The sequence below is a fragment of the Actinoplanes sp. CA-051413 genome (assembly GCF_050955795.1).
GTDB lineage: Bacteria > Actinomycetota > Actinomycetes > Mycobacteriales > Micromonosporaceae > Actinoplanes.
Genome location: NZ_CP192100.1, coordinates 1,144,331 through 1,161,818 on the forward strand (window position 1 = coordinate 1,144,331; position 17,488 = coordinate 1,161,818).

The 17,488-nt window shown below is 71.2% G+C and carries 19 protein-coding genes and 1 tRNA gene; 10 read left to right on the forward strand and 10 right to left on the reverse strand.

All coding sequences use genetic code 11. The features are described 5' to 3' along the window. Position 1: 1 nt before the first annotated feature. The 5 genes from ACQP2Y_RS05445 to ACQP2Y_RS05465 all read left to right on the forward strand — a co-directional run bounded on the left by ACQP2Y_RS05445 (position 2) and on the right by ACQP2Y_RS05465 (position 3,542). Positions 2–565: a hypothetical protein gene (locus ACQP2Y_RS05445; RefSeq protein ID WP_433725132.1), complete on the forward strand. Its 564-nt coding sequence runs from the start codon at positions 2–4 to the stop codon at positions 563–565. A gap of 126 nt (positions 566–691) precedes the next feature. Continuing rightward, positions 692–2,047 (forward strand): NAD(P)/FAD-dependent oxidoreductase, encoded by a 1,356-nt coding sequence (locus tag ACQP2Y_RS05450; protein WP_433725134.1) that lies wholly within the window; start codon positions 692–694, stop codon positions 2,045–2,047. A gap of 70 nt (positions 2,048–2,117) precedes the next feature. Then, positions 2,118–2,199, forward strand: a tRNA-Leu gene (locus tag ACQP2Y_RS05455). Between the two features lie 108 nt (positions 2,200–2,307). Further along, positions 2,308–3,141 (forward strand): Bax inhibitor-1/YccA family protein, encoded by an 834-nt coding sequence (locus tag ACQP2Y_RS05460; RefSeq protein ID WP_433725136.1) that lies wholly within the window; start codon positions 2,308–2,310, stop codon positions 3,139–3,141. 83 nt (positions 3,142–3,224) lie between these two features. Beyond that, positions 3,225–3,542, forward strand: a complete 318-nt coding sequence (locus ACQP2Y_RS05465; protein ID WP_433725138.1) for a hypothetical protein — start codon at positions 3,225–3,227, stop codon at positions 3,540–3,542. A gap of 217 nt (positions 3,543–3,759) precedes the next feature. Here ACQP2Y_RS05465 and ACQP2Y_RS05470 read toward each other — a convergent pair whose 3' ends face one another. The 3 genes from ACQP2Y_RS05470 to ACQP2Y_RS05480 all read right to left on the reverse strand — a co-directional run bounded on the left by ACQP2Y_RS05470 (position 3,760) and on the right by ACQP2Y_RS05480 (position 7,007). Continuing rightward, complete coding sequence (locus tag ACQP2Y_RS05470) at positions 3,760–5,004, reverse strand: acetyl-CoA C-acetyltransferase (protein WP_433725139.1); 1,245 nt, start codon at positions 5,002–5,004, stop codon at positions 3,760–3,762. A gap of 67 nt (positions 5,005–5,071) precedes the next feature. Next, positions 5,072–5,878, reverse strand: coding sequence for an SGNH/GDSL hydrolase family protein (locus ACQP2Y_RS05475; RefSeq protein ID WP_360555903.1), 807 nt, complete (start codon positions 5,876–5,878; stop codon positions 5,072–5,074). A gap of 28 nt (positions 5,879–5,906) precedes the next feature. Next, complete coding sequence (locus tag ACQP2Y_RS05480) at positions 5,907–7,007, reverse strand: SGNH/GDSL hydrolase family protein (protein ID WP_433725141.1); 1,101 nt, start codon at positions 7,005–7,007, stop codon at positions 5,907–5,909. 187 nt (positions 7,008–7,194) lie between these two features. Between ACQP2Y_RS05480 and ACQP2Y_RS05485 the strand changes: the two genes are divergently transcribed. Together ACQP2Y_RS05485 and ACQP2Y_RS05490 are read left to right on the forward strand one after the other, a co-directional pair. After that, positions 7,195–7,551 (forward strand): YkvA family protein, encoded by a 357-nt coding sequence (locus tag ACQP2Y_RS05485; RefSeq protein ID WP_360555902.1) that lies wholly within the window; start codon positions 7,195–7,197, stop codon positions 7,549–7,551. A 49-nt stretch (positions 7,552–7,600) separates the two neighbouring features. Next, entirely contained in the window at positions 7,601–8,959 is a 1,359-nt protein-coding gene (locus ACQP2Y_RS05490) for a cystathionine beta-synthase (RefSeq protein WP_433725143.1), read from the forward strand. Positions 8,960–9,010: 51 nt separating this feature from the next. Here ACQP2Y_RS05490 and ACQP2Y_RS05495 read toward each other — a convergent pair whose 3' ends face one another. Then, a complete protein-coding gene (locus ACQP2Y_RS05495) occupies positions 9,011–9,925 on the reverse strand; it encodes an SDR family NAD(P)-dependent oxidoreductase (RefSeq protein ID WP_433725145.1) in 915 nt (304 codons plus the stop codon). A gap of 101 nt (positions 9,926–10,026) precedes the next feature. Between ACQP2Y_RS05495 and ACQP2Y_RS05500 the strand changes: the two genes are divergently transcribed. After that, on the forward strand, positions 10,027–10,692 hold the full coding sequence (locus tag ACQP2Y_RS05500; RefSeq protein ID WP_433725147.1) for a TetR/AcrR family transcriptional regulator: 666 nt from the start codon (positions 10,027–10,029) through the stop codon (positions 10,690–10,692). Positions 10,693–10,719: 27 nt separating this feature from the next. Here the strand turns inward: ACQP2Y_RS05500 and ACQP2Y_RS05505 are convergent, their stop codons facing one another. Next, the gene (locus ACQP2Y_RS05505) at positions 10,720–11,664 is read right to left on the reverse strand and encodes a S1C family serine protease (protein WP_433725149.1); all 945 of its coding nucleotides are present in this window, start codon (positions 11,662–11,664) and stop codon (positions 10,720–10,722) included. 134 nt (positions 11,665–11,798) lie between these two features. Between ACQP2Y_RS05505 and ACQP2Y_RS05510 the strand changes: the two genes are divergently transcribed. Continuing rightward, positions 11,799–12,161, forward strand: a complete 363-nt coding sequence (locus ACQP2Y_RS05510) for a hypothetical protein (RefSeq protein WP_360555893.1) — start codon at positions 11,799–11,801, stop codon at positions 12,159–12,161. Positions 12,162–12,416: 255 nt separating this feature from the next. Here ACQP2Y_RS05510 and ACQP2Y_RS05515 read toward each other — a convergent pair whose 3' ends face one another. From ACQP2Y_RS05515 to ACQP2Y_RS05530, 4 genes are all read right to left on the reverse strand, one after another. Further along, positions 12,417–12,944, reverse strand: a complete 528-nt coding sequence (locus tag ACQP2Y_RS05515; RefSeq protein WP_433725151.1) for an N-acetyltransferase family protein — start codon at positions 12,942–12,944, stop codon at positions 12,417–12,419. Beyond that, complete coding sequence (locus ACQP2Y_RS05520) at positions 12,916–13,845, reverse strand: ribonuclease Z (RefSeq protein WP_433725153.1); 930 nt, start codon at positions 13,843–13,845, stop codon at positions 12,916–12,918. The genes ACQP2Y_RS05515 and ACQP2Y_RS05520 overlap by 29 nt, the downstream gene beginning before the upstream one ends. A 274-nt stretch (positions 13,846–14,119) precedes the next feature. Then, positions 14,120–15,121 carry a polyphosphate kinase 2 gene (gene ppk2, locus ACQP2Y_RS05525; protein WP_433725155.1) on the reverse strand — a complete coding sequence of 334 codons (1,002 nt, stop codon included), beginning with the start codon at positions 15,119–15,121 and terminating at the stop codon, positions 14,120–14,122. A gap of 76 nt (positions 15,122–15,197) precedes the next feature. Further along, positions 15,198–16,622, reverse strand: a complete 1,425-nt coding sequence (locus ACQP2Y_RS05530) for a CHAD domain-containing protein (protein ID WP_433725157.1) — start codon at positions 16,620–16,622, stop codon at positions 15,198–15,200. 110 nt (positions 16,623–16,732) lie between these two features. Here ACQP2Y_RS05530 and ACQP2Y_RS05535 point away from each other — a divergent pair, with 110 nt between their 5' ends. Further along, entirely contained in the window at positions 16,733–16,909 is a 177-nt protein-coding gene (locus ACQP2Y_RS05535; RefSeq protein WP_433725159.1) for a hypothetical protein, read from the forward strand. 230 nt (positions 16,910–17,139) lie between these two features. On the opposite strand, the gene ACQP2Y_RS05540 is transcribed toward ACQP2Y_RS05535, so the two are convergent. Next, entirely contained in the window at positions 17,140–17,463 is a 324-nt protein-coding gene (locus tag ACQP2Y_RS05540) for a hypothetical protein (protein ID WP_433725161.1), read from the reverse strand. Positions 17,464–17,488 lie beyond the last annotated feature (25 nt).

The following is a 17,488-nucleotide window of genomic DNA, read 5'->3' on the forward strand; positions in this document are numbered from 1 at the left end:
CATGCTCGACGGCATCACCCGGCGGATCGAACGCACCCGGACCACAGTGGCCCGGGCGACGGCGCTGCCGCTGCTGGTCCGCGGCGGGATCGCCCTGGTCTTCGTGCTCGCGCTGATGGTGGCGTGGCCGGCCGCGCTGACCGCGAGCCGCTACGTCGTCCTGCTCGCCCTGGTCGGCGTCTATCCGGCCGTCGCCCCCCGCGGTCGCGGCGTGACCTTCGCCGTGCTGGTCGTGGTGGGCGGCTGGATCCTCGACACCACCTGGTACGACGCCCGGGTCGCGCTGTGGCGGGTGCTGAGCATCGCTGCCCTGACGTACCTCGGGCACACGCTGGCCGCGCTGGCGGCGGTGCTGCCGTACGACGCGATCGTCAACGTGGACGTGGTCGCCGGCTGGCTGGCCCGGGCTTTGCTGGTGGTGCTGATCTCGGCCGTGCTCACCGTGATCACGCTGGGCCTGACCGCGGAGCTGGCCGGGGGAGCGTTCGTGATCGCGACGCTGGTCGGACTGGCCGCGGCGGTCGGCATCACCCTGCTGCTGGGCCGGCTGCTGCGCCGCCCGTAACGGTGAGCGCACCCTAAGTTTCCAGCGAAATGGAACCGAAACGTGTGCGTTACGGCACTTGACTAACGGGGTTGTGCTTGGTCACAGAACCGCGCACGGCGGCCCTCGGATCCGGATGATGGAAGGGTGAAACCGCAGCGGATCGTCGTCGTAGGGGCAGGTCACGTGGGGCTGTACGCCGCTCTGCGCCTGTCGAGGAAGCTCAACTCGGTGCAGGCTGAGGTGATCGTCATCGATCCGCAGCCGCACATGACGTACCAGCCGTTCCTGCCGGAGGCCGCAGCCGGCAACATCTCGCCGCGCCACTCGGTCGTGCCACTGCGCCGCGAGCTCAAGCGCTGCCGCATCGTCTCCGGCGAGGTCACCAAGGTCGAGCACGCCCGCAGGACGGTGACCGTGCGGCCGATCGACGGGCCGGTCAAGGAGATCGCGTACGACCACATCATCGTGGCCCCCGGTTCCGTCTCGCGCACCCTGCCGATCCCCGGCCTGCGCGAGCGCGGCATCGGCTTCAAGACCATCGGTGAGGCCATCTACCTGCGCAACCACATCCTGGACCGGCTGGACATCGCGGCCACCACCCCGGACGCCGGGATGCGCAAGGCGTCGCTCAACTTCGTCTTCGTCGGTGGCGGTTACGCCGGCGTGGAGGCGCTGGCCGAGATGGAGGACGTCGTCCGCGACGGCCTGAAGTACTACCCCGAGCTGGAGCAGGACGAGGTCCGCTTCGTGCTGGTCGAGGCGTCGAACCGGATCCTGCCCGAGGTCGGCCCGGAGATGGGCGCGTACGCGGCCCGCCAGCTGCAGAAGCGCGGCATCGACATCCGGCTCGAGACCCGGATGGAGTCGTGCGTCGACGGCGAGGTGCGGCTCTCCGACGGCGAGACCTTCCGGGCCGAGACCATCGTGTGGACCGCGGGCGTCAAGCCGTCGCCCATGCTGGACCACACCGACCTGCCCCGCGGCCCGCGCGGGCACCTCACCTGCAACACGATGCTGCAGGTCGTCGACGGCGACAAGGTGCTCGACGGCGCCTGGTCGGCCGGCGACTGCGCGCAGGTCCCCGACCTGACCAACCCGGGCGCCTGGTGCTCGCCGAGCGCCCAGCACGCGGTCCGGCAGGCCTCCCGGCTGGCCGACAACATCCGCGCCGTGATCATCGGGGCCCAGCCCAAGGACTACAAGCACAAGTACGCGGGCAGCGTCGCCAGCCTCGGTCTGTACAAGGGCGTCGCCAAGATCTACGGCGTCAAGCTCAAGGGCTTCCCGGCCTGGATGATGCACCGCACGTACCACATGAGCCGGATCCCTTCGTTCAACCGCAAGGTGCGGGTGCTGGCCGACTGGACGCTGGCCTTCGTGCTCAAGCGGGAGGTCGTCTCGCTGGGCCAGCTGCACGCCCCGCGCGAGGAGTTCACCCACGTGACCCCGCCGCTGGGCGACGACCGCAGCGCCGAGCCGGTGGGCGCCGGGTCCCGCTGAGCGTGGTTTGTGCCCGTCCCGGCGTTCTGCGGGGCGGGCCCGACCGGCTACGGTGAGCAGCAACGCATCGGCCCGGGTGGTGGAACGGCAGACACGGCCGCCTTAAAAGCGGCTGCCCAAAAGGCGTGCGGGTTCGAGACCCGCCCCGGGCACGGTTTTCAGCCTGCTCACAGCTTTGCCGGGCGACATCCAGCTGGTATTGCGCTTACCCTTGAGCAGCACGCCCCTACGTGCCTCAACCTCAAGGGAGGCTGGACACAGTGAAGACTTCCAACCCGGTGCTCTCGCGCCTCGGCCAAGCGGCCGAGCGGGAGCGGACCGCCGGGTACAACCCGGCCGGACCGTACGGCCCGGCCGCCGGTCAGCCGGGTTACGGTCAGCCGTACCCCAGCGCACCGGGATATCCGGCTTCGCCGCCGGCTGTGCGACCCATGACGATCGACGACGTCGTCGTCAAGACCGTGACGCTGCTCGGCATCACCGGTGTCTCCGCTGTCGCGGCGTGGAACCTGGTCCCGGACTCGCTGCTCAGCGCCGCCTGGATCGGTGCCGCGGTGGTCGGCCTCGTGCTCGGCCTGGTCATCTCGTTCTCCCGGATGGCCAACCCGGCGCTCGTCGTGGCGTACGCGGTCATCGAGGGCGCGTTCGTCGGCCTGGTCAGCAAGTTCTACCAGGAGATCGCGGGCTTCCAGGGCATCGTCCTGCAAGCGGTGATCGCCACGTTCGGCGTGTTCTTCCTGATGGCGTTCCTCTACCGGGCCCGGGTCATCCGGGCCACGCCGAAGTTCGTCCGCGGCATGATCGCGGTGATGGCCGGCCTGTTCGCCGTCATGCTGGTCAACTTCGTGCTCTCGCTGTTCGACGTCACCACCGGGCTGCGCAGCAACGGCGCCCTGGGCATCGGCTTCAGCATCATCTGCATCGTCGTCGCCTCGCTGAGCTTCATCCTCAGCTTCAACGAGGTCGAGGAAGGCGTGCGGATGGGTCTGCCGCAGCGCTACTCGTGGACGGCGGCGTTCGGCATCCTGGTCAGCCTCATCTGGCTGTACCTGGAGGTTCTGCGCCTGCTGAGCTTCCTGCAAGGCGACGACTAGCCGCCCACAACGTCACACCCGGCAGCGCCCGGTCCGCCTCCCCGCGGACCGGGCGCTGCCCTGTTTGCCGATAGGGTCGCCGGGTGGGCGCAGCAGACTTCGAGACCGCCGTGCAACGGCTCATCACGCAGGTCGGCCACTGGGAGGCCGCCCGCTGGAACGCCCCGGCGGCCGGCGGCGGCAGCACCCGGGCCGAGGCCGTCCGCACGCTCGTCCAGCGCCTGGCCGACCAGGCCGCCGACGCCGAGCAACGCCGGCACCGCCCGGTTCCACGCCTGGCCGACACGGTCCTGCCTGACCAGCTCCGCGTGATGGCCGACGACCTGCTCGCTACGAAACCACCGGAGGACGTCCTCAGTCGCGCGACCGCAGCCGTGACAGACGCACGCGACGCCCTCTGAAAAGGTTCACCCGTGCACGGACCTGGCAGGGTGAGGGTGGCCGCTCATGAGCCGCCTGGCGAATGGTCACCCTGGCCCGGTCTCGGCGACGGTCAGTGCCATGCAATCAGGCACGACCTGACCTTGATCTTGATTGATTTCTGTTTCCGGGAACTGAACCGCCGAGCCCGACCGCCCCCTACGGCAGCCGGACCCGGCGGAAAATCAGGGAACGACCTCAGCTGAGGCGTTCGAGCACCATCGCCATGCCCTGGCCGCCGCCGACGCACATCGTCTCCAGGCCGATGCTCTTGTCGTGCCAGTCCAGGGAATTCAGCAGGGTGCCGGTGATCCGGGCGCCTGTCATGCCGAACGGGTGACCGACCGCGATCGCCCCGCCGTTGACGTTGAGCTTCTCCAGCGGGATGCCGAGCTCGCGGTACGACGGGATGACCTGCGCCGCGAAGGCCTCGTTGATCTCCACCAGGTCGACGTCGTCGATGGTCATCCCGGCCCGCTTGAGCGCCTGCCGGGACGCCTCGACCGGGCCCAGGCCCATGATCTCCGGCGACAGGGCCGTGACACCGGTCGACACGATCCGGGCCAGCGGGGTGATGCCCAGCTCGCGGGCCTTCGTGTCGCTCATGACCACCACGGCGGCCGCGCCGTCGTTGAGCGGGCAGCAGTTGCCGGCGGTGATCCGGCCGTCGGGGCGGAACACCGGCTTGAGGCCGGAGACGGCCTCCATGGTGACGCCGGGGCGGGGACCGTCGTCGGTCGAGACCACCTTGCCGTCGGGGGTGGTGACCGGGGTGATCTCCCGCTGCCAGAAGCCGTTCGCGATCGCCTTCTCGGCCAGGTTCTGGCTGCGGACCCCGAACTCGTCCATGTCCTGGCGGCTGACGTCGTACGCCTGGGCCAGGTTTTCCGCGGTGTAGCCCATGCCCAGGTAGATGTCGGGCAGGTTGCCGTCCTCGCGCGGGTCGTGCCACACGCCGCCGTTCTTGGCCGCCTCGGTCGTGCGGACCCGGGCCTCGGCGAACTTCGGGTTCTCCCAGCCGCCACCGACCAGCGCCTGGGCCTCCGGCGGCAGGCCGTCGGAGTTGCCCCGGCCGAAGCGGGACACCGTCTCGACGCCGGCCGACAGGAAGATGTCACCCTCGCCGGCCTTGATGGCGTGGAAGGCCATCCGGGTGGTCTGCAGCGAGGAGGAGCAGTAGCGGGTCACGGTGGCGCCGGGCAGGCCGTCCAGGCCCAGCAGGGTGGCGACCACGCGGGCCATGTTGAAGCCCTGCTCGCCACCGGGCAGGCCGCAGCCCAGGTAGAGGTCCTCGATGAGGGTGCGGTCGAGCTGGGGCACCTTGCTCAGCGCGGCGTCGATGATGGTCGCGGCGAGGTCGTCGGGGCGCAGGTCCTTCAGCGAGCCCTTGACGGCGCGGCCGATGGGGGAGCGGGCGGTGGCGACAATGACAGCTTCCGGCATGCAGCCAACGTTAACGCGCCGGTAACTTGACGCGGAAGCATCACTTCGTCACACCAGATTGTCGGTTTTATTCCTGGATCGAGCGGCGTCCAGCCGCCTGCGCCGCGTCGAGCACCGCCGGGTAGAGCGCGTGCGCCCACACCCGGTAGCCGTCGGCCGAGGGGTGGAAGCCGTCGTAGCAGAGCGTGCCCGCGTCGGCCCGGAACACCGCGCCCGTCTCCTCGGCGAGGTCGACCACGACACCGCCGGCCCCGGTCACCGCGGCCGCCTGGGCCCGCGCCACCCGGCGGCCGACCCACCCGGTGAGCTGCCGCAACGGCGGGGCGATCGACCGGACGGCCCCCAGATCGGGGCAGGTGCCGACGACGACCTGCACGCCGGCCTCGCGCAGCCGCCGGACGGCGTCACCGAGGTGCGCGGCCGACTCCTCGGCGCTGCGCAGGCCGGTCGCGTCCTGCGCGCCGATCAGCACCACGGCCACGTCCGGCCGGTCACCGAGCAGCGCCCGGGCCACCTGGGTCGCCAGGTCGGTCGAGCGGGAACCGGCCACGCCGACGCTGGACAGCAGCACGTGCCGCTGGCCGGTCTCCGGGGTGCCCTCGGCGAGCAGCCGGGCCAGCTGGCCGCCGACCGTCTCGGAGAGCCACTCCACGCCGACCCCGATGGCCGCCGAGTCGCCGAGCAGGACCAGTCGCAGCGTGGGGGCCGCGGACGGGCCCATCGAGGTGCGCAGGGCCAGGCCCATGGTGGGCTTCGCGTACCGCCGGGTGCGGGCCGCGATGGCCTCGCCCGCGAGCAGGGCGAAGCTGCCGACAGCCCCGGCGAACAACGTGGTCGCCGTCGCTTTGCTGATCCGTCCCGCCAGGCCCGTCATGTCGCCTCCCTGCCGCAGTACAACTCCGTCAGTCGACGGCTGTTTGATGATCCGCTGGGGTCCAGCCTACGGCTCCGGCGGCCGACCGGCCGGACACGCCGGGAACGGGACCCGCCCCGAACGACGCCGCCGCGCGGTGCCCGAACCACAGCCGGGGCTCGCCGAACCACGGGTGCCGGCGCAGCTGGGCCCAGCGGCCGGCCGGCCCGCGCTCGCGACCGTCGACCTTGGCCGGGGCGACCTCGGTGCCGGCCGCGCGGGCCGCCTCCTGGGCCGCCTCGGGCAGGCTGCGCACGCCGTCGGTGCCGGTGGCCGGGGCCCGGTCGTCCTCACCGAGCATCGCCATGAGCGTGGGCATCATGACCGCCGCCGCGCGGGCGTAACCCTCGGCGGACGGGTGGAAGCGGTCCGAACTGAACATCCGCACCGGGTCGGCCTCGAACGCCGGGCCCAGCAGGTCGCCGATGGACACCGTCCGGCCGCCGGCCTCGACCACGGCGACGGTCTGGGCCGCGGCGAGCTGCCGGCTCCACTTGCGGGCGAGCCAGCGCAGCGGCGGCTTGATCGGCTGGATCGCGCCGATGTCCGGGCAGGTGCCGACGACTACTTTGCAGCCGATCGAGCGCAGCCGCCGCACGGCGTCGGCGAGATGGCGCACGGCCGACGTACGGGCCGAGGCGTGCGTGACGTCGTTGGCGCCGACCAGGATGACGGCCACCTCGGGCTCGTACTCCAGCGCGGCGTCCACCTGATACTGCAGGCCGGAGGACATCGAGCCGACCACGGCGAGCCGGTGCAGGCGTACGGGCCGGCGCAGGCGCCGCGAGACGCCGGTGGCGATCAGGGCTCCGGGGGTCTCCCGGGGACGGTGCACGCCGTACCCGGCCGCGGAGGAGTCACCGAGGACGACCATGCTCAGCGGCTTGCCGGGGAACTTGGGGCCGTACACCCCGTCACCGCGAGGCGGCGGTGCCTCGGCCATCGGGATGATCCGGCGGGCGTCGGCGGCCTGGCGCAGCAGCACGCCCGCCGAGAGGACGGTCAGGCCGGCCGCTGCGCCGGTCACACCGCCCGCGATCTGGCCTGCGAGCCGGAGCCGCTGCCACTCCTCCGCTGTCAAACTGCGCACCTGTCGCACGCTCTCCCTCGCTCTCGCTCGGTGGGAACCTGCCCGTCAGCCGAGGGTGGAGACCCGGCTGCCGGCGATGGTGGGGACTTCGAGGCTAACTCGCCTGTGCGACAACTGTCTGAACCCCGCGCCGAGCGGGCACATATAGCGCGTTGCCGTCATGCTGAGGACAGCGAAAGGGGACGACATGGCCAGAACTCTGCGCCGGACCGCCGCGTTCACGGCGCTCGCGAAGGCGCTGATGGCAGGGGCCCGTGGCGGCCCGTCGATCGGCCAGCGGCTGGCTGCGCTGCCGCGGATGATCAAGGCAACCGCCAAGGGCGAGTACGACGGTGGCCTGCGGGTGGCCCTGATGACCGCCGCGACGCTGTACGTGGTCTCACCGATCGACGCGGTGCCGGAGGCGGCCCTGCTGGTCTTCGGCCTGGCCGACGACGCCGTGATGATCACGTGGCTGGCTGGCTCGGTGCTCAGCGAGACCGAGCGCTTCCTGCAGTGGGAGAAGGAGCGTGCCGCGGTCCTGCCGGGTTCCGTGGTGAGCTGAGCCGTAGGCTGGCCAGATCCAGGTCAGCACCGGAGAAGGGCACAGCGACGTGCGGTACTACGACAATGTCGTCGACATCATCGGGGACACCCCCCTGGTACGGCTGCGCAGCGTCACCGACGGCATAGCGGCGACCGTCCTTGCCAAGGTCGAATACTTCAACCCCGGCGGCTCCGTGAAGGACCGCATCGCCCTGCGCATGGTGGAGGACGCCGAGAAGGCTGGCCTGCTCCGCGAGGGCGGCACCATCGTCGAGCCGACCAGCGGAAACACGGGCGTGGGCCTGGCCCTGGTGGCCCAGCTCCGCGGCTACCGGTGTGTCTTCGTCTGCCCCGACAAGGTCAGCGAGGACAAGCAGAACGTGCTGCGGGCGTACGGGGCCGAGGTGGTGGTCTGCCCGACCGCCGTGGCTCCGGAGGACCCGCGCTCCTACTACAACGTCTCGGACCGGCTGGCCCGGGAGATCCCCGGCGCGTGGAAGCCGGATCAGTACAGCAACCCGGCCAACCCGCGCTCGCACTACGAGGAGACCGGCCCGGAGCTGTGGAAGCAGACCGACGGCCGGATCACCCACTTCGTGGCGGGCGTCGGCACCGGCGGCACCATCACCGGCGTCGGCAAGTACCTCAAGGAGCAGGGTCAGGTGCGCATCATCGGCGCCGACCCGGAAGGCTCGGTCTACTCCGGTGGCAGCGGCCGGCCGTACCTGGTCGAGGGCGTCGGCGAGGACTTCTGGCCCGAGACCTACGACCGGGGCATCTGCGACGAGATCATCGAGGTCTCCGACTCGGACTCGTTCGAGATGACCCGGCGCCTGGCCCGCGAGGAGGGCCTGCTGGTCGGCGGCAGCTGCGGCATGGCCGTGGTCGCGGCCCTGGACGTGGCCCGCCGGGCGGCCCCGGAGGACGTGATCGTGGTCCTGCTCCCGGACGGCGGCCGCGGCTACCTCTCCAAGATCTTCAACGACACCTGGATGGCCCGCTACGGCTTCCTGACCACGGGCGGCGACGAGGCCACGGTGGCGGCGGCCCTCGGCTCGAAGAGCGGCGAGATGCCCCCGCTGATCCACGTGCACCCGACCGAGACGGTCCGCGACGCGATCGACTACATGCGCGAGTACGGCGTCAGCCAGCTCCCGGTCCTCAAGGCCGAGCCGCCGGTCGTGACGGGCGAGGTGGCCGGGTCGATCGCGGAGAAGGCGCTGCTGGACGCGCTGTTCACCGGGCAGGCGCACCTGCACGACACCATCGAGCGGCACATGACCGACCCGCTGCCGATGATCGGCGGCGGTCAGCCGGTGAGCGAGGCGGTGACCCTGCTCGAGCACGCGGACGCGGCGATGGTCCTGGTCGACGGCAAGCCCGCCGGAGTTCTGACGCGCCAGGATCTGCTGGCGCACCTCTCCTGAGGTTCTGGATGCCGTCCGGCCCTGTGCGGGCCGGACGGCATCTTTGCGTGGTCACGCCGCGGCGGTTGCCCGGCCCACCGGGAATCGCACGCCGGTGAGGTCTTCCGAGACGGCCCAGAGGCGCTCCTGCGCGTTCAGGTCGTAGGACTCGGGGCTGGAAGTGACCAGCTTCGGGTAGCCGCGCCCCTCGACCAGGCCGTCGGGGCCGTAGTACTGCCCGCCGAGGACGGACGGGTCGGTGGCGGCCCGCAGGGTGGGCAGCGCACCCGCGGTCGCGGGCTGGCTGATCAGCGGGGCGAGCCAGGAGACCGGTCGGCGCATCGCCGGCGGGATGTTGCGGACCAGCTCGGTGTTGGAGATGCCGGGGTGGGCGGCCACCGCGGCGGTGGTGCCGTGCGCGGCGAGCCGGCGCTGCAACTCGTAGGTGAACATCAGGTTGGCCAGCTTGGACTGGCCGTAGGCGCCGATCCGGGCGTAGGAACGCTCCCACTGCAGGTCGTCGAAGTGGATGGCGGCGCGGATGCGGTGGCCGGTGCTGCTGACCGTGACCACCCGGGAGCCGGGCACGGGCAGCAGCAGGTCGAGCAGCAGTCCGGTGAGCGCGAAGTGGCCCAGGTGGTTGGTGCCGAACTGGAGCTCGAAGCCGTCGCGGGTGGTCTGCCGCGGGGTGTACATCACGCCGGCGTTGTTGATCAGCAGGTCGATCCGCGGGTGGGTGGCGCGCAGGCCGGCGGCCGCGGCGTGCACCGATTCCAGCGAGGTCAGATCCAGTTCCTGTACGGAGACGTCACCGTTGATCCGGGCGGCGGCCAGCTTGCCCTTCGCCGTGTCCCGCACGGCCAGCACCACCGACGCCCCGCGCTCGGCGAGCCGCCGGGCGGTCTCGAAGCCCAGCCCGGTGTTGGCCCCGGTGATCACGGCCACCCGGCCGTCCTGGCGCGGGATCTGCTGCTCGGTCCACTTCATCTCTGCTCCCCAATGTACCGCCGGTAACTTATGACCTGAACGGTAATGTACCGCCGGTACGGTGTCAAGAGACCGCCGGTACCTAAGCTAGGGTGGGCGGCATGACGTTCCAGCGGGCGCGCAGCGACGAGCAGCGTGCGGTCCGGCGCCGGGCGATCCTGGAGACGACCTCGGCGATGCTCGACGAGATGCCGGTGGCCCAGGTGACCCTGAACGAGCTGAGCCGGCGGGTCGGCCTGGCCAAGACGGCGGTGCTGCGCTATTTCGAGAGCCGCGAGGCGGTGCTGCTCGACCTGATGGACGACCGGACGGCGAGCTGGCTGGCCGAGCTGGAGCCGGAGCTGGCCCGCGGGATCGACCTGGGCCGGTCCGCGGTGGAACGGGCGGAGCAGGCGGCCGACGTGCTCAGCCGGTCGCTCGCAGCTCAGACCGTGCTCTGTGATCTCTTCGGCGCGCAGGGCGGGGTGCTCGAGCACAACGTCTCGGTCGAGGTGATCCGCCGGCACAAGCGGGCCTCGCTGGGCAACCTCGCGGTGATGGCCGGCCTGGTCCGGCGGCACCTGCCCGAGCTCGGTGACCGGGCCGAGATGTTCTGCCTGAACCTCCTGATCGTGGGCGGCGCGCTGTCCGCCTACACCTCGCCGCCGCCGAGCCTGCTCGCCGTCTACGAGTCCGAACCGGCGCTCGCGGTCCACCACGTCGATATGCGAACAGCCCTGCGGTTAGCGATCATCACGTCGCTGGTCGGCATGCTGCCGCGTCCCTGAGCCGGGAGCGCGGCAGCACCCTTCGGGTCAGGAGAGCTCGGCCGGGACGGTCACCACGTCCACGAAGGCGTTTTTCCGCAGGACAGTGATGGGCAGGTTCTGGCCGATCGCCGGGCCCAGCATCAGCCGTTGCAGAGCCTGGACCGTCTGCACCGCTTCGCCGCCCGCCGTGATCAGGATGTCGCCGAGGTAGATGCCCGCCGTGCCGGCCGGACTGCCCGGGACCACCTCGACCACGCGCAGGCCCAGCTTCTGGCCCAGGCGCTCCGCGATCGGCGGGGGCAGCGGCACTGGTACGCCCGCGACGCCGAGCCAGGCGCGGCGGACCCGGCCCGTGGTCACCAGCTCGCCGATGATCTGGCGGGTGGTCTTGTTGATCGGTACGGCCAGGCCCAGGCCGTAGCCCGCGACCGCCGTGTTGACGCCGACCACCGTGCCGGTGGAGTCGGCCAGGGCGCCGCCGGAGTTGCCCGGGTTGAGCGCCGCGTCGGTCTGGATGACGTTGTCGATGATGCGGACCCGGCGGCCGTCGCGGGCCGGCAGTGAGCGGCCCAGTCCGGAGACCACGCCGGCGGTGACCGAGCCGGCGAGGCCCATCGGGTTGCCGACCGCCACGACCAGCTGGCCGATCCGCAGCCGGTCGGCGTCGCCGAGCGGGGCTGCCGGCGCGCCGGGGTTGTGCACGCGGACGACGGCCAGGTCGGACAGCGCGTCGGCGCCGACCACGTCGAACTTGGTCTCGGTGCCCTCGGCGAAGGCGGCGGTGCCGCCGGTCGCGCCGGCGACCACGTGGGCATTGGTGAGCAGGAATCCGTCGTCGGTGAAGGTGACCGCCGAGCCCGCGCCGGCCCCGCGCGGGGTACGGACGGACAGCGCCGCGACGGACGGCAGCAGCTGGGCGGCGACGCCGGTCACGACACGGCTGTAGGCATCGAGCGCGCCCGTTTCGACACCCGTGTGTTCGGTATCCATGCAGTCCAGAACACCGGTTCGGCGGCCATCGATGCCGGTACGGCGTCCGCCCACGGCGAACAGGGCCAGTCACTGATAGTCGCGAAGGTCGCACAGATAGTCCGACCGGATGCCCGTTGCCGGGGGTTGTATGAGTGACGAAGGAGCTGAACGAGCCGGACGGAGGGGTGGGGATGGTCATCGTCGACGAGGCTGTACCGGCCGACATCGTGGACCGCCTGCTCTGGCAGGACGCCCAGCAGATGCTGCGGCGGCACGCCGAGGCCGGCCACGACGGCAACTGCGTCTGGTGCGGCTGGCGCTGGCCCTGCGCACCGCGCCGGCTCGGCGAACGCGCCGACCTCGCCTCCCGCCGGCCGTGGCGGGAAGCCTGGACCCTGCGGCACGACCTCAACAGCGTGCGCGCGATGCCCGGCATCCGTACCGGGCTGGACGGCAACATGGTCCGGCGCGAGACGCCGAAGATCGACGAACTGAACAGAGGCTATTTCGACTGAACGACCCCTGCAGACCCTCGACGTCATCCGGGACCTTGACCGTCCCCCGGCAAGAACCGACCTGCATCGGCCCGGACGACGTCGAACCGCGGTGATGCCCCCGTGCCCCGCCAGCACGCCGGCGTCCCGCACCCGGACCCGCCCATGAACCGCCGCGACCGGCACGCCTCCGCCGGTCGGCGCCTCCGGCCAGGCGTCAACGCGGTTCGGGCGGGCGCGGTTGGCGGGAGTGCGTGACCACAGGTTCCCCCGCATTCACTCGGTCACGCGCTCCCGCCCGCCCTCCACCGCTCGTCCGTAGCGCACCTGGAGGACCGGCTCACCGCCGATCGCCTCGGTCCGGGTTGTGCCGTCCGGAACCCAGCCGCCGCGCTCGTAGAAGCGCCGGGCCCGCTCGTTCGCCGCGAGGACCCAGAGCACGGCCCGGTCGCCCAGCTCGGCCAGCGCCGGTAGGGCGTCGGCCATCAGCGCCCGGCCGACCCCGGTGCCCACGTACGCCGGGTCGGCGTGGATCGCGTACAGCTCCGCGACGCTGTCCTCCTCGGTCGGTCCCACGTACGTGAAGCCCGCGAGGGTCGGGCCGTCGACTGCGACGGTCAGCCGGTGGGTGTCCTGCTCCCACTTCCACCGCTCCGCCCACCACTCGCCCAGCACCTCCGGCGAGCCGTGGGCCAGCGCGTCGGGGGAGAGGATGTCCGCGTACGCGGAGGCGCGCGAGTGGAAGTGCAGGGCGCCGATCGCCCGCAGGTCGTCGTTAGCGGCGGGACGCAGATGCACGCTCATCGGACGAACCTAGCCGGGGCGGCACCGGCACCCGCAGCAGATCCTCGGCGAGCACGATGTCGCCGTCGAACTCCGCGCGGGCCTCGTCGAGAAACCGGGTGCTGTCCGCGTACCGCTGGGAGAAGTGGGTGAGCACCAGCGTGCGTACCCCCGACTGCCGGGCCACCGACCCGGCCTGGCCCGCGGTCAGGTGGCCGACCTGGGCGGCCATCGCGGCATCTTCCGCGAGGAAGGTCGACTCGATGACCAGCAGGTCGGCGCCCTCGGCGAGGTGGAAGACGTTGTCGCACAGGCCGGTGTCCATCACGAAGGCGAAGCGCTGCCCGGGCCGGGGCGCGCTGACCTGCTCCAGCGTCACCCGGCCGAGACGGCCGGTGCGCTGCAGCTCGCCGACCGCCGGCCCGGCGATGCCGTGTGCGGCCAGCAGCGACGGCACCATCCGGTGGCTGTCGGGCTCGGCCAGGCGGTAGCCGTAGGTCTCGATCGAGTGGCGCAACGGCAGCGCGGTGAGCGCGCCGGCCGAGGTCTCGACCCGGAAACCGTCGGCCACCGGTACGGGCTGAAGGTCGGCGACGTCGTAGAAGCTGGTGGCGTGCCGGAGCCGGTCGAAGAACTCCTGGCCGCCGGCCGGGTAGTGCACCTGGACCGGGTGCGGGACCTTGTCGAGCGAGACGCGCTGGATGATCCCGGGCAGGCCGAGCGCGTGGTCCCCGTGGAAGTGGGTGATACAGATGCGCCGCAGCGGGGTCACGGCGAGCCCGGCCATCAGCATCTGGCGCTGGGTGCCCTCACCCGGGTCGAAGAGCACGACCTCGTCGTCCCAGCGCAGCAGGTAGCCGTTGTGGTTACGGTGCCGGGTGGGCACCTGGCTCGCAGTGCCGAGCACGGTCAGCTGGCGCATGATCAACTCCGGACATGAAGCGACCCCCGGGGACTTCCGCGCCGTAGCACGGTCCGGTCGGACTGGGCCGGATCCCCGGGGGCCGGGTGGCTGCCTGGTATTCGCCGCACCGCTGCCACACGGTCTCGACGTTTTCCTACGAAGCTGTCAAGGACAGCGGCTAGCGGACAGCCACCTCACGAGTCCAGTTGCTATACAACTTCGGACCACCTCCTCTCACGTGTACGGCCACGTTAACCACCCGTGGCCCCCGCCGACAACGCTTTTAAGGTCACTAGAGTCGCGGGAATACCTGGGGCGACACCTCGGTGCCCTCGACGAACTGGGAGGCGGGACCGACGATCTGCGGGTCGGGGGTGCCGACGATGCTGGTGTCCTTGTTGTCGTAGTCGAAGCGGTTGAGGACGAACCGGATCGCCTCCAGCCGGGCACGCTTCTTGTCGTTGCTCTTGACCACGGTCCACGGGGCGTCGGCGGTGTCCGTGTAGAAGAACATCGCCTCCTTGGCCTCGGTGTACTCGCCCCACTTGTCGAGCGACTCGAGATCCATCTTCGAGAGCTTCCACTGGCGTACCGGATCGACCTGCCGGATCGCGAAGCGGGTGCGCTGCTCACCCTGCGAGACCGAGAACCAGAACTTGATCAGGTTGATCTGCGAGCGGACCAGCATCCGTTCCAGGTCCGGGGCCTGCCGCATGAACTCCAGATACTCGGCGCGGGTGCAGAAGCCCATGACCCGTTCGACGCCGGCCCGGTTGTACCAGGACCGGTCGAAGAGCACGATCTCCCCGGCCGCGGGCAGGTGCTTGATGTAGCGCTGGAAGTACCACTGGTTGCTCTCGCGCTCGTTCGGCTTCTCCAGCGCCACCACCGAGGCGCCGCGCGGGTTCAGGTGCTCCATGAAGCGCTTGATCGTGCCGCCCTTGCCGGCGGCGTCGCGGCCCTCGAAGAGGATCACCATCCGCTCGCCGGTCCGCTTGCACCAGTTCTGCAGCTTCAGCAGCTCGATCTGCAGCAGCCGCTTGTCATGGTCGTACTCGGCCCGCGGCATCCGGATGTCGTACGGGTAGTCCTCGCGCCAGGTGTCCACGGGGGTGCCGTCGGCGTTGAGCAGCACCGGGTCGTCGTCATCGTCGTCGGCGACCCGGTAACCGCCCAGCTCGGTGATCGGACCCGTGTACGGGTCGGTGGTGAGCTCGTCGTCGAACTGGCGATCCTCGTGGCCGCCGTTGTCGCCCTGCTCGTGGTTCTGCTCGTGGTCCCGCTCCGCCTGCATGACCAGGGTTCATACCCACTGCGGCCGACCTGACAACTGGCGGACCGTATCCAGAAGGCGGACGGCGGGTGAACGCTCAGCCGAGCCAGCTCCGCACCCGCTTCTTCCGGGACGCTGCGACGACCGGAGGCAACCCGGCGCGGGTCTGCACGCCGACCTGCTCCTGCCGCGCCCACAGCACGCCGTACCCGAATCCGTCCGGCGCGGTGCGCGCCACCTCGCGCAGCACCTCCCGCGCGACCACCGAATCCTGATGCGCGCCGAGCACGTCCTGGAGCCCGGTCAGGGCCTTCACCAGGCGCTTGCCCGGCTTGCCGGCGCTGGGGGCGAAGATCTCCACCGCGTACCGGGCCCGTTTGTAGGCCTTGCGGGCCTCGTGCAGCTCGGCGTCGACGCCGCCGGCCATCGCCTCGTCCAGCAGCCGGTCGGCCTTGAGCAGCGCCTTGCGGGCCCGGCGCAGCGCACCCGCGTCGTCCGGCTCCGGGTCGTCGACGAGCTCGTCCATGGCGTCGAGCATGGCGAGGTAGCGGTCGCTGTCCAGCGCCTCGGTCAGCGCCGCACGGCCCCGCTCGACCTGGGCGTCGAGATGAGCGCGGATGCCACCGGACACCTCCGGGAAGCCGGACGTGTCGGAAAGCAGCTTGCCCTCGAGGACCTGACCGTCCCGCACGTCACCGAGGCAGTCGGCCAGCCACTTGAGCTCGTCACTGAGCGCGGCGGCCCGCTCCCGATCGAACGAGGCCTTGAACGTCTTCAGGGTGCTGCGCAGGCGCCGGGTCGCCACCCGCATCTTGTGCACGGCTTCCGGGTTCCCGGCGCGTACCCCCTGGTCCTGCTCCTCGACGGCCTCGCGATGCTCCCGCGCGTACCGGAGCACGGGGTTGATCTTGCGGCGCCGGCGCCGCGGCTCGGCGAGCCGGTCGCCGAGCGCCCGGGCCAGCTTCGACGGCCCGGCAGCCGGGGTGGCACCGGCTGCCCGCAGCAGGCCCTCGACGGCGTCGAGCACCTCCGGGCCGCCGTCGACCAGCTCAACCTCGAGCTCCTGCCAGTTCTGCTCGGTGCCGCCGGTCTCGGCGCCGACCCGGTCCTGGGCGACCAGCGCGAGGGTCCGGCCCTGCTCGTCGCGCAGCGGCGTCTCCACCCGATGCGTACGCAGCCGCGCCACCGGGCGCAGCGGCCGGGTCCGCACGATCGTGCGCACCTCCGCGACCAGCTCGGCGGGCACGTCGTCGCCGTCGGTCAACGGCAGCCGATGCTCGGTCCGGCTCGACCCGCCGGCCGGCGTCTTGAGATGCCACCCCGCGTCCTCGCCCCCGGTTCGCCGGCGCAGGGTCCGCTTGTTGCGGGCCAACCGCAGATCGTCGGTGTCGAAGTAGGTCGCGTCGAGCTCGTGCACCTCGGCCTCGCCGAGCTCCCGCACCCCGCCGGCACCGATGAGAGGCGGCAACTCGAAACCGGCGGGGACGTCGTACTTGCGTTCGTTCTCGGTTGCCGTCTCCATGTGACCAATATGCCTGCTGGCCGGCGACTCAGCTATCTCGGCAGGGCGACTCAGCTATCTCACAGCAGGCCGGGGCAGCATGGAAAGCCGGTCTTGAACTTGGAGGTGCCGTGAACGAGCCGGAACGACGCAAGATCTCCCTGGCCGGCCTCGGACTGATCGGCGCGGGTGCGGTGCTCGGGCTCGCGCTCGCCGGTCCGGGAACGAACCAGGACGAGGCCGCCGCGCAGGGGCCGGGTGCGAGTGCCCCGGCGGAGCCTCCCAAGCCTCCGCCGGTCGACAGCTGACGTTTTCGCTTGCTTCCGGCTCCCGGCCGGCTGCGGGTCCTGGCCGGCTTCCGCCCCTGGCTGACTCCCAGCTCATTTGGCGGTGTGGCACAGCGGTTTCCCAGAAATCCGCCGCACACTCGACTCAGGCCCCTGGTGGATCCGGCGCTCGTCCCCCGTGCGAGCGCCGGGTCCGTCAGGCCTGCGAGAGCGCCGCTCCGACCGCCGCCCCGGTCGGGGTGGCGCTTTTCTCATACATGGGCTTCCCCGTGGCTCCGGAGGTATTGGGCTCGGGAGTAGTAGGCCGCGGCGGCACCGAAGTACATCGTCGCGAGCGAGACGTGGAAACTGTTGTCGGTGAGCGCATTCTTGGCGTTGGCGGTCTCGGACCAGCGGATCTCGGCGTCGGATGCACTGATCCCGCGCCGCGCACAGCGAACGCGATTGAGCTCCTTGCCGATCCGCCAGGTCTCGAGCGCATTCTCGGCCTGCCGCATCATCGCCCGGGCCTTGTCGGCCAGCGACTCGGCCAACGTCCAGGCGACCCGCTCCTCCTCATTGTGAAACCTGGGCATGGTGAACCTCCCGAGGTCTACCTCC

Bases quoted from the DNA above. Each gene is read 5' to 3' on its own strand.
- ACQP2Y_RS05445 (WP_433725132.1), top strand. From the start codon at position 2: ATGCTCGACGGCATCACCCGGCGGATCGAACGCACCCGGACCACAGTG.
- ACQP2Y_RS05470 (WP_433725139.1), bottom strand. From the start codon at position 5,004: ATGCCGGAAGCTGTCATTGTCGCCACCGCCCGCTCCCCCATCGGCCGC.
- ACQP2Y_RS05475 (WP_360555903.1), bottom strand. From the start codon at position 5,878: ATGACGGGCCTGGCGGGACGGATCAGCAAAGCGACGGCGACCACGTTG.
- ACQP2Y_RS05485 (WP_360555902.1), top strand. From the start codon at position 7,195: ATGGCCAGAACTCTGCGCCGGACCGCCGCGTTCACGGCGCTCGCGAAG.
- ACQP2Y_RS05495 (WP_433725145.1), bottom strand. From the start codon at position 9,925: ATGAAGTGGACCGAGCAGCAGATCCCGCGCCAGGACGGCCGGGTGGCC.
- ACQP2Y_RS05500 (WP_433725147.1), top strand. From the start codon at position 10,027: ATGACGTTCCAGCGGGCGCGCAGCGACGAGCAGCGTGCGGTCCGGCGC.
- ACQP2Y_RS05505 (WP_433725149.1), bottom strand. From the start codon at position 11,664: ATGGATACCGAACACACGGGTGTCGAAACGGGCGCGCTCGATGCCTAC.
- ACQP2Y_RS05515 (WP_433725151.1), bottom strand. From the start codon at position 12,944: ATGAGCGTGCATCTGCGTCCCGCCGCTAACGACGACCTGCGGGCGATC.
- ACQP2Y_RS05520 (WP_433725153.1), bottom strand. From the start codon at position 13,845: ATGCGCCAGCTGACCGTGCTCGGCACTGCGAGCCAGGTGCCCACCCGG.
- ppk2 (WP_433725155.1), bottom strand. From the start codon at position 15,121: ATGCAGGCGGAGCGGGACCACGAGCAGAACCACGAGCAGGGCGACAAC.
- ACQP2Y_RS05530 (WP_433725157.1), bottom strand. From the start codon at position 16,622: ATGGAGACGGCAACCGAGAACGAACGCAAGTACGACGTCCCCGCCGGT.
- ACQP2Y_RS05540 (WP_433725161.1), bottom strand. From the start codon at position 17,463: ATGCCCAGGTTTCACAATGAGGAGGAGCGGGTCGCCTGGACGTTGGCC.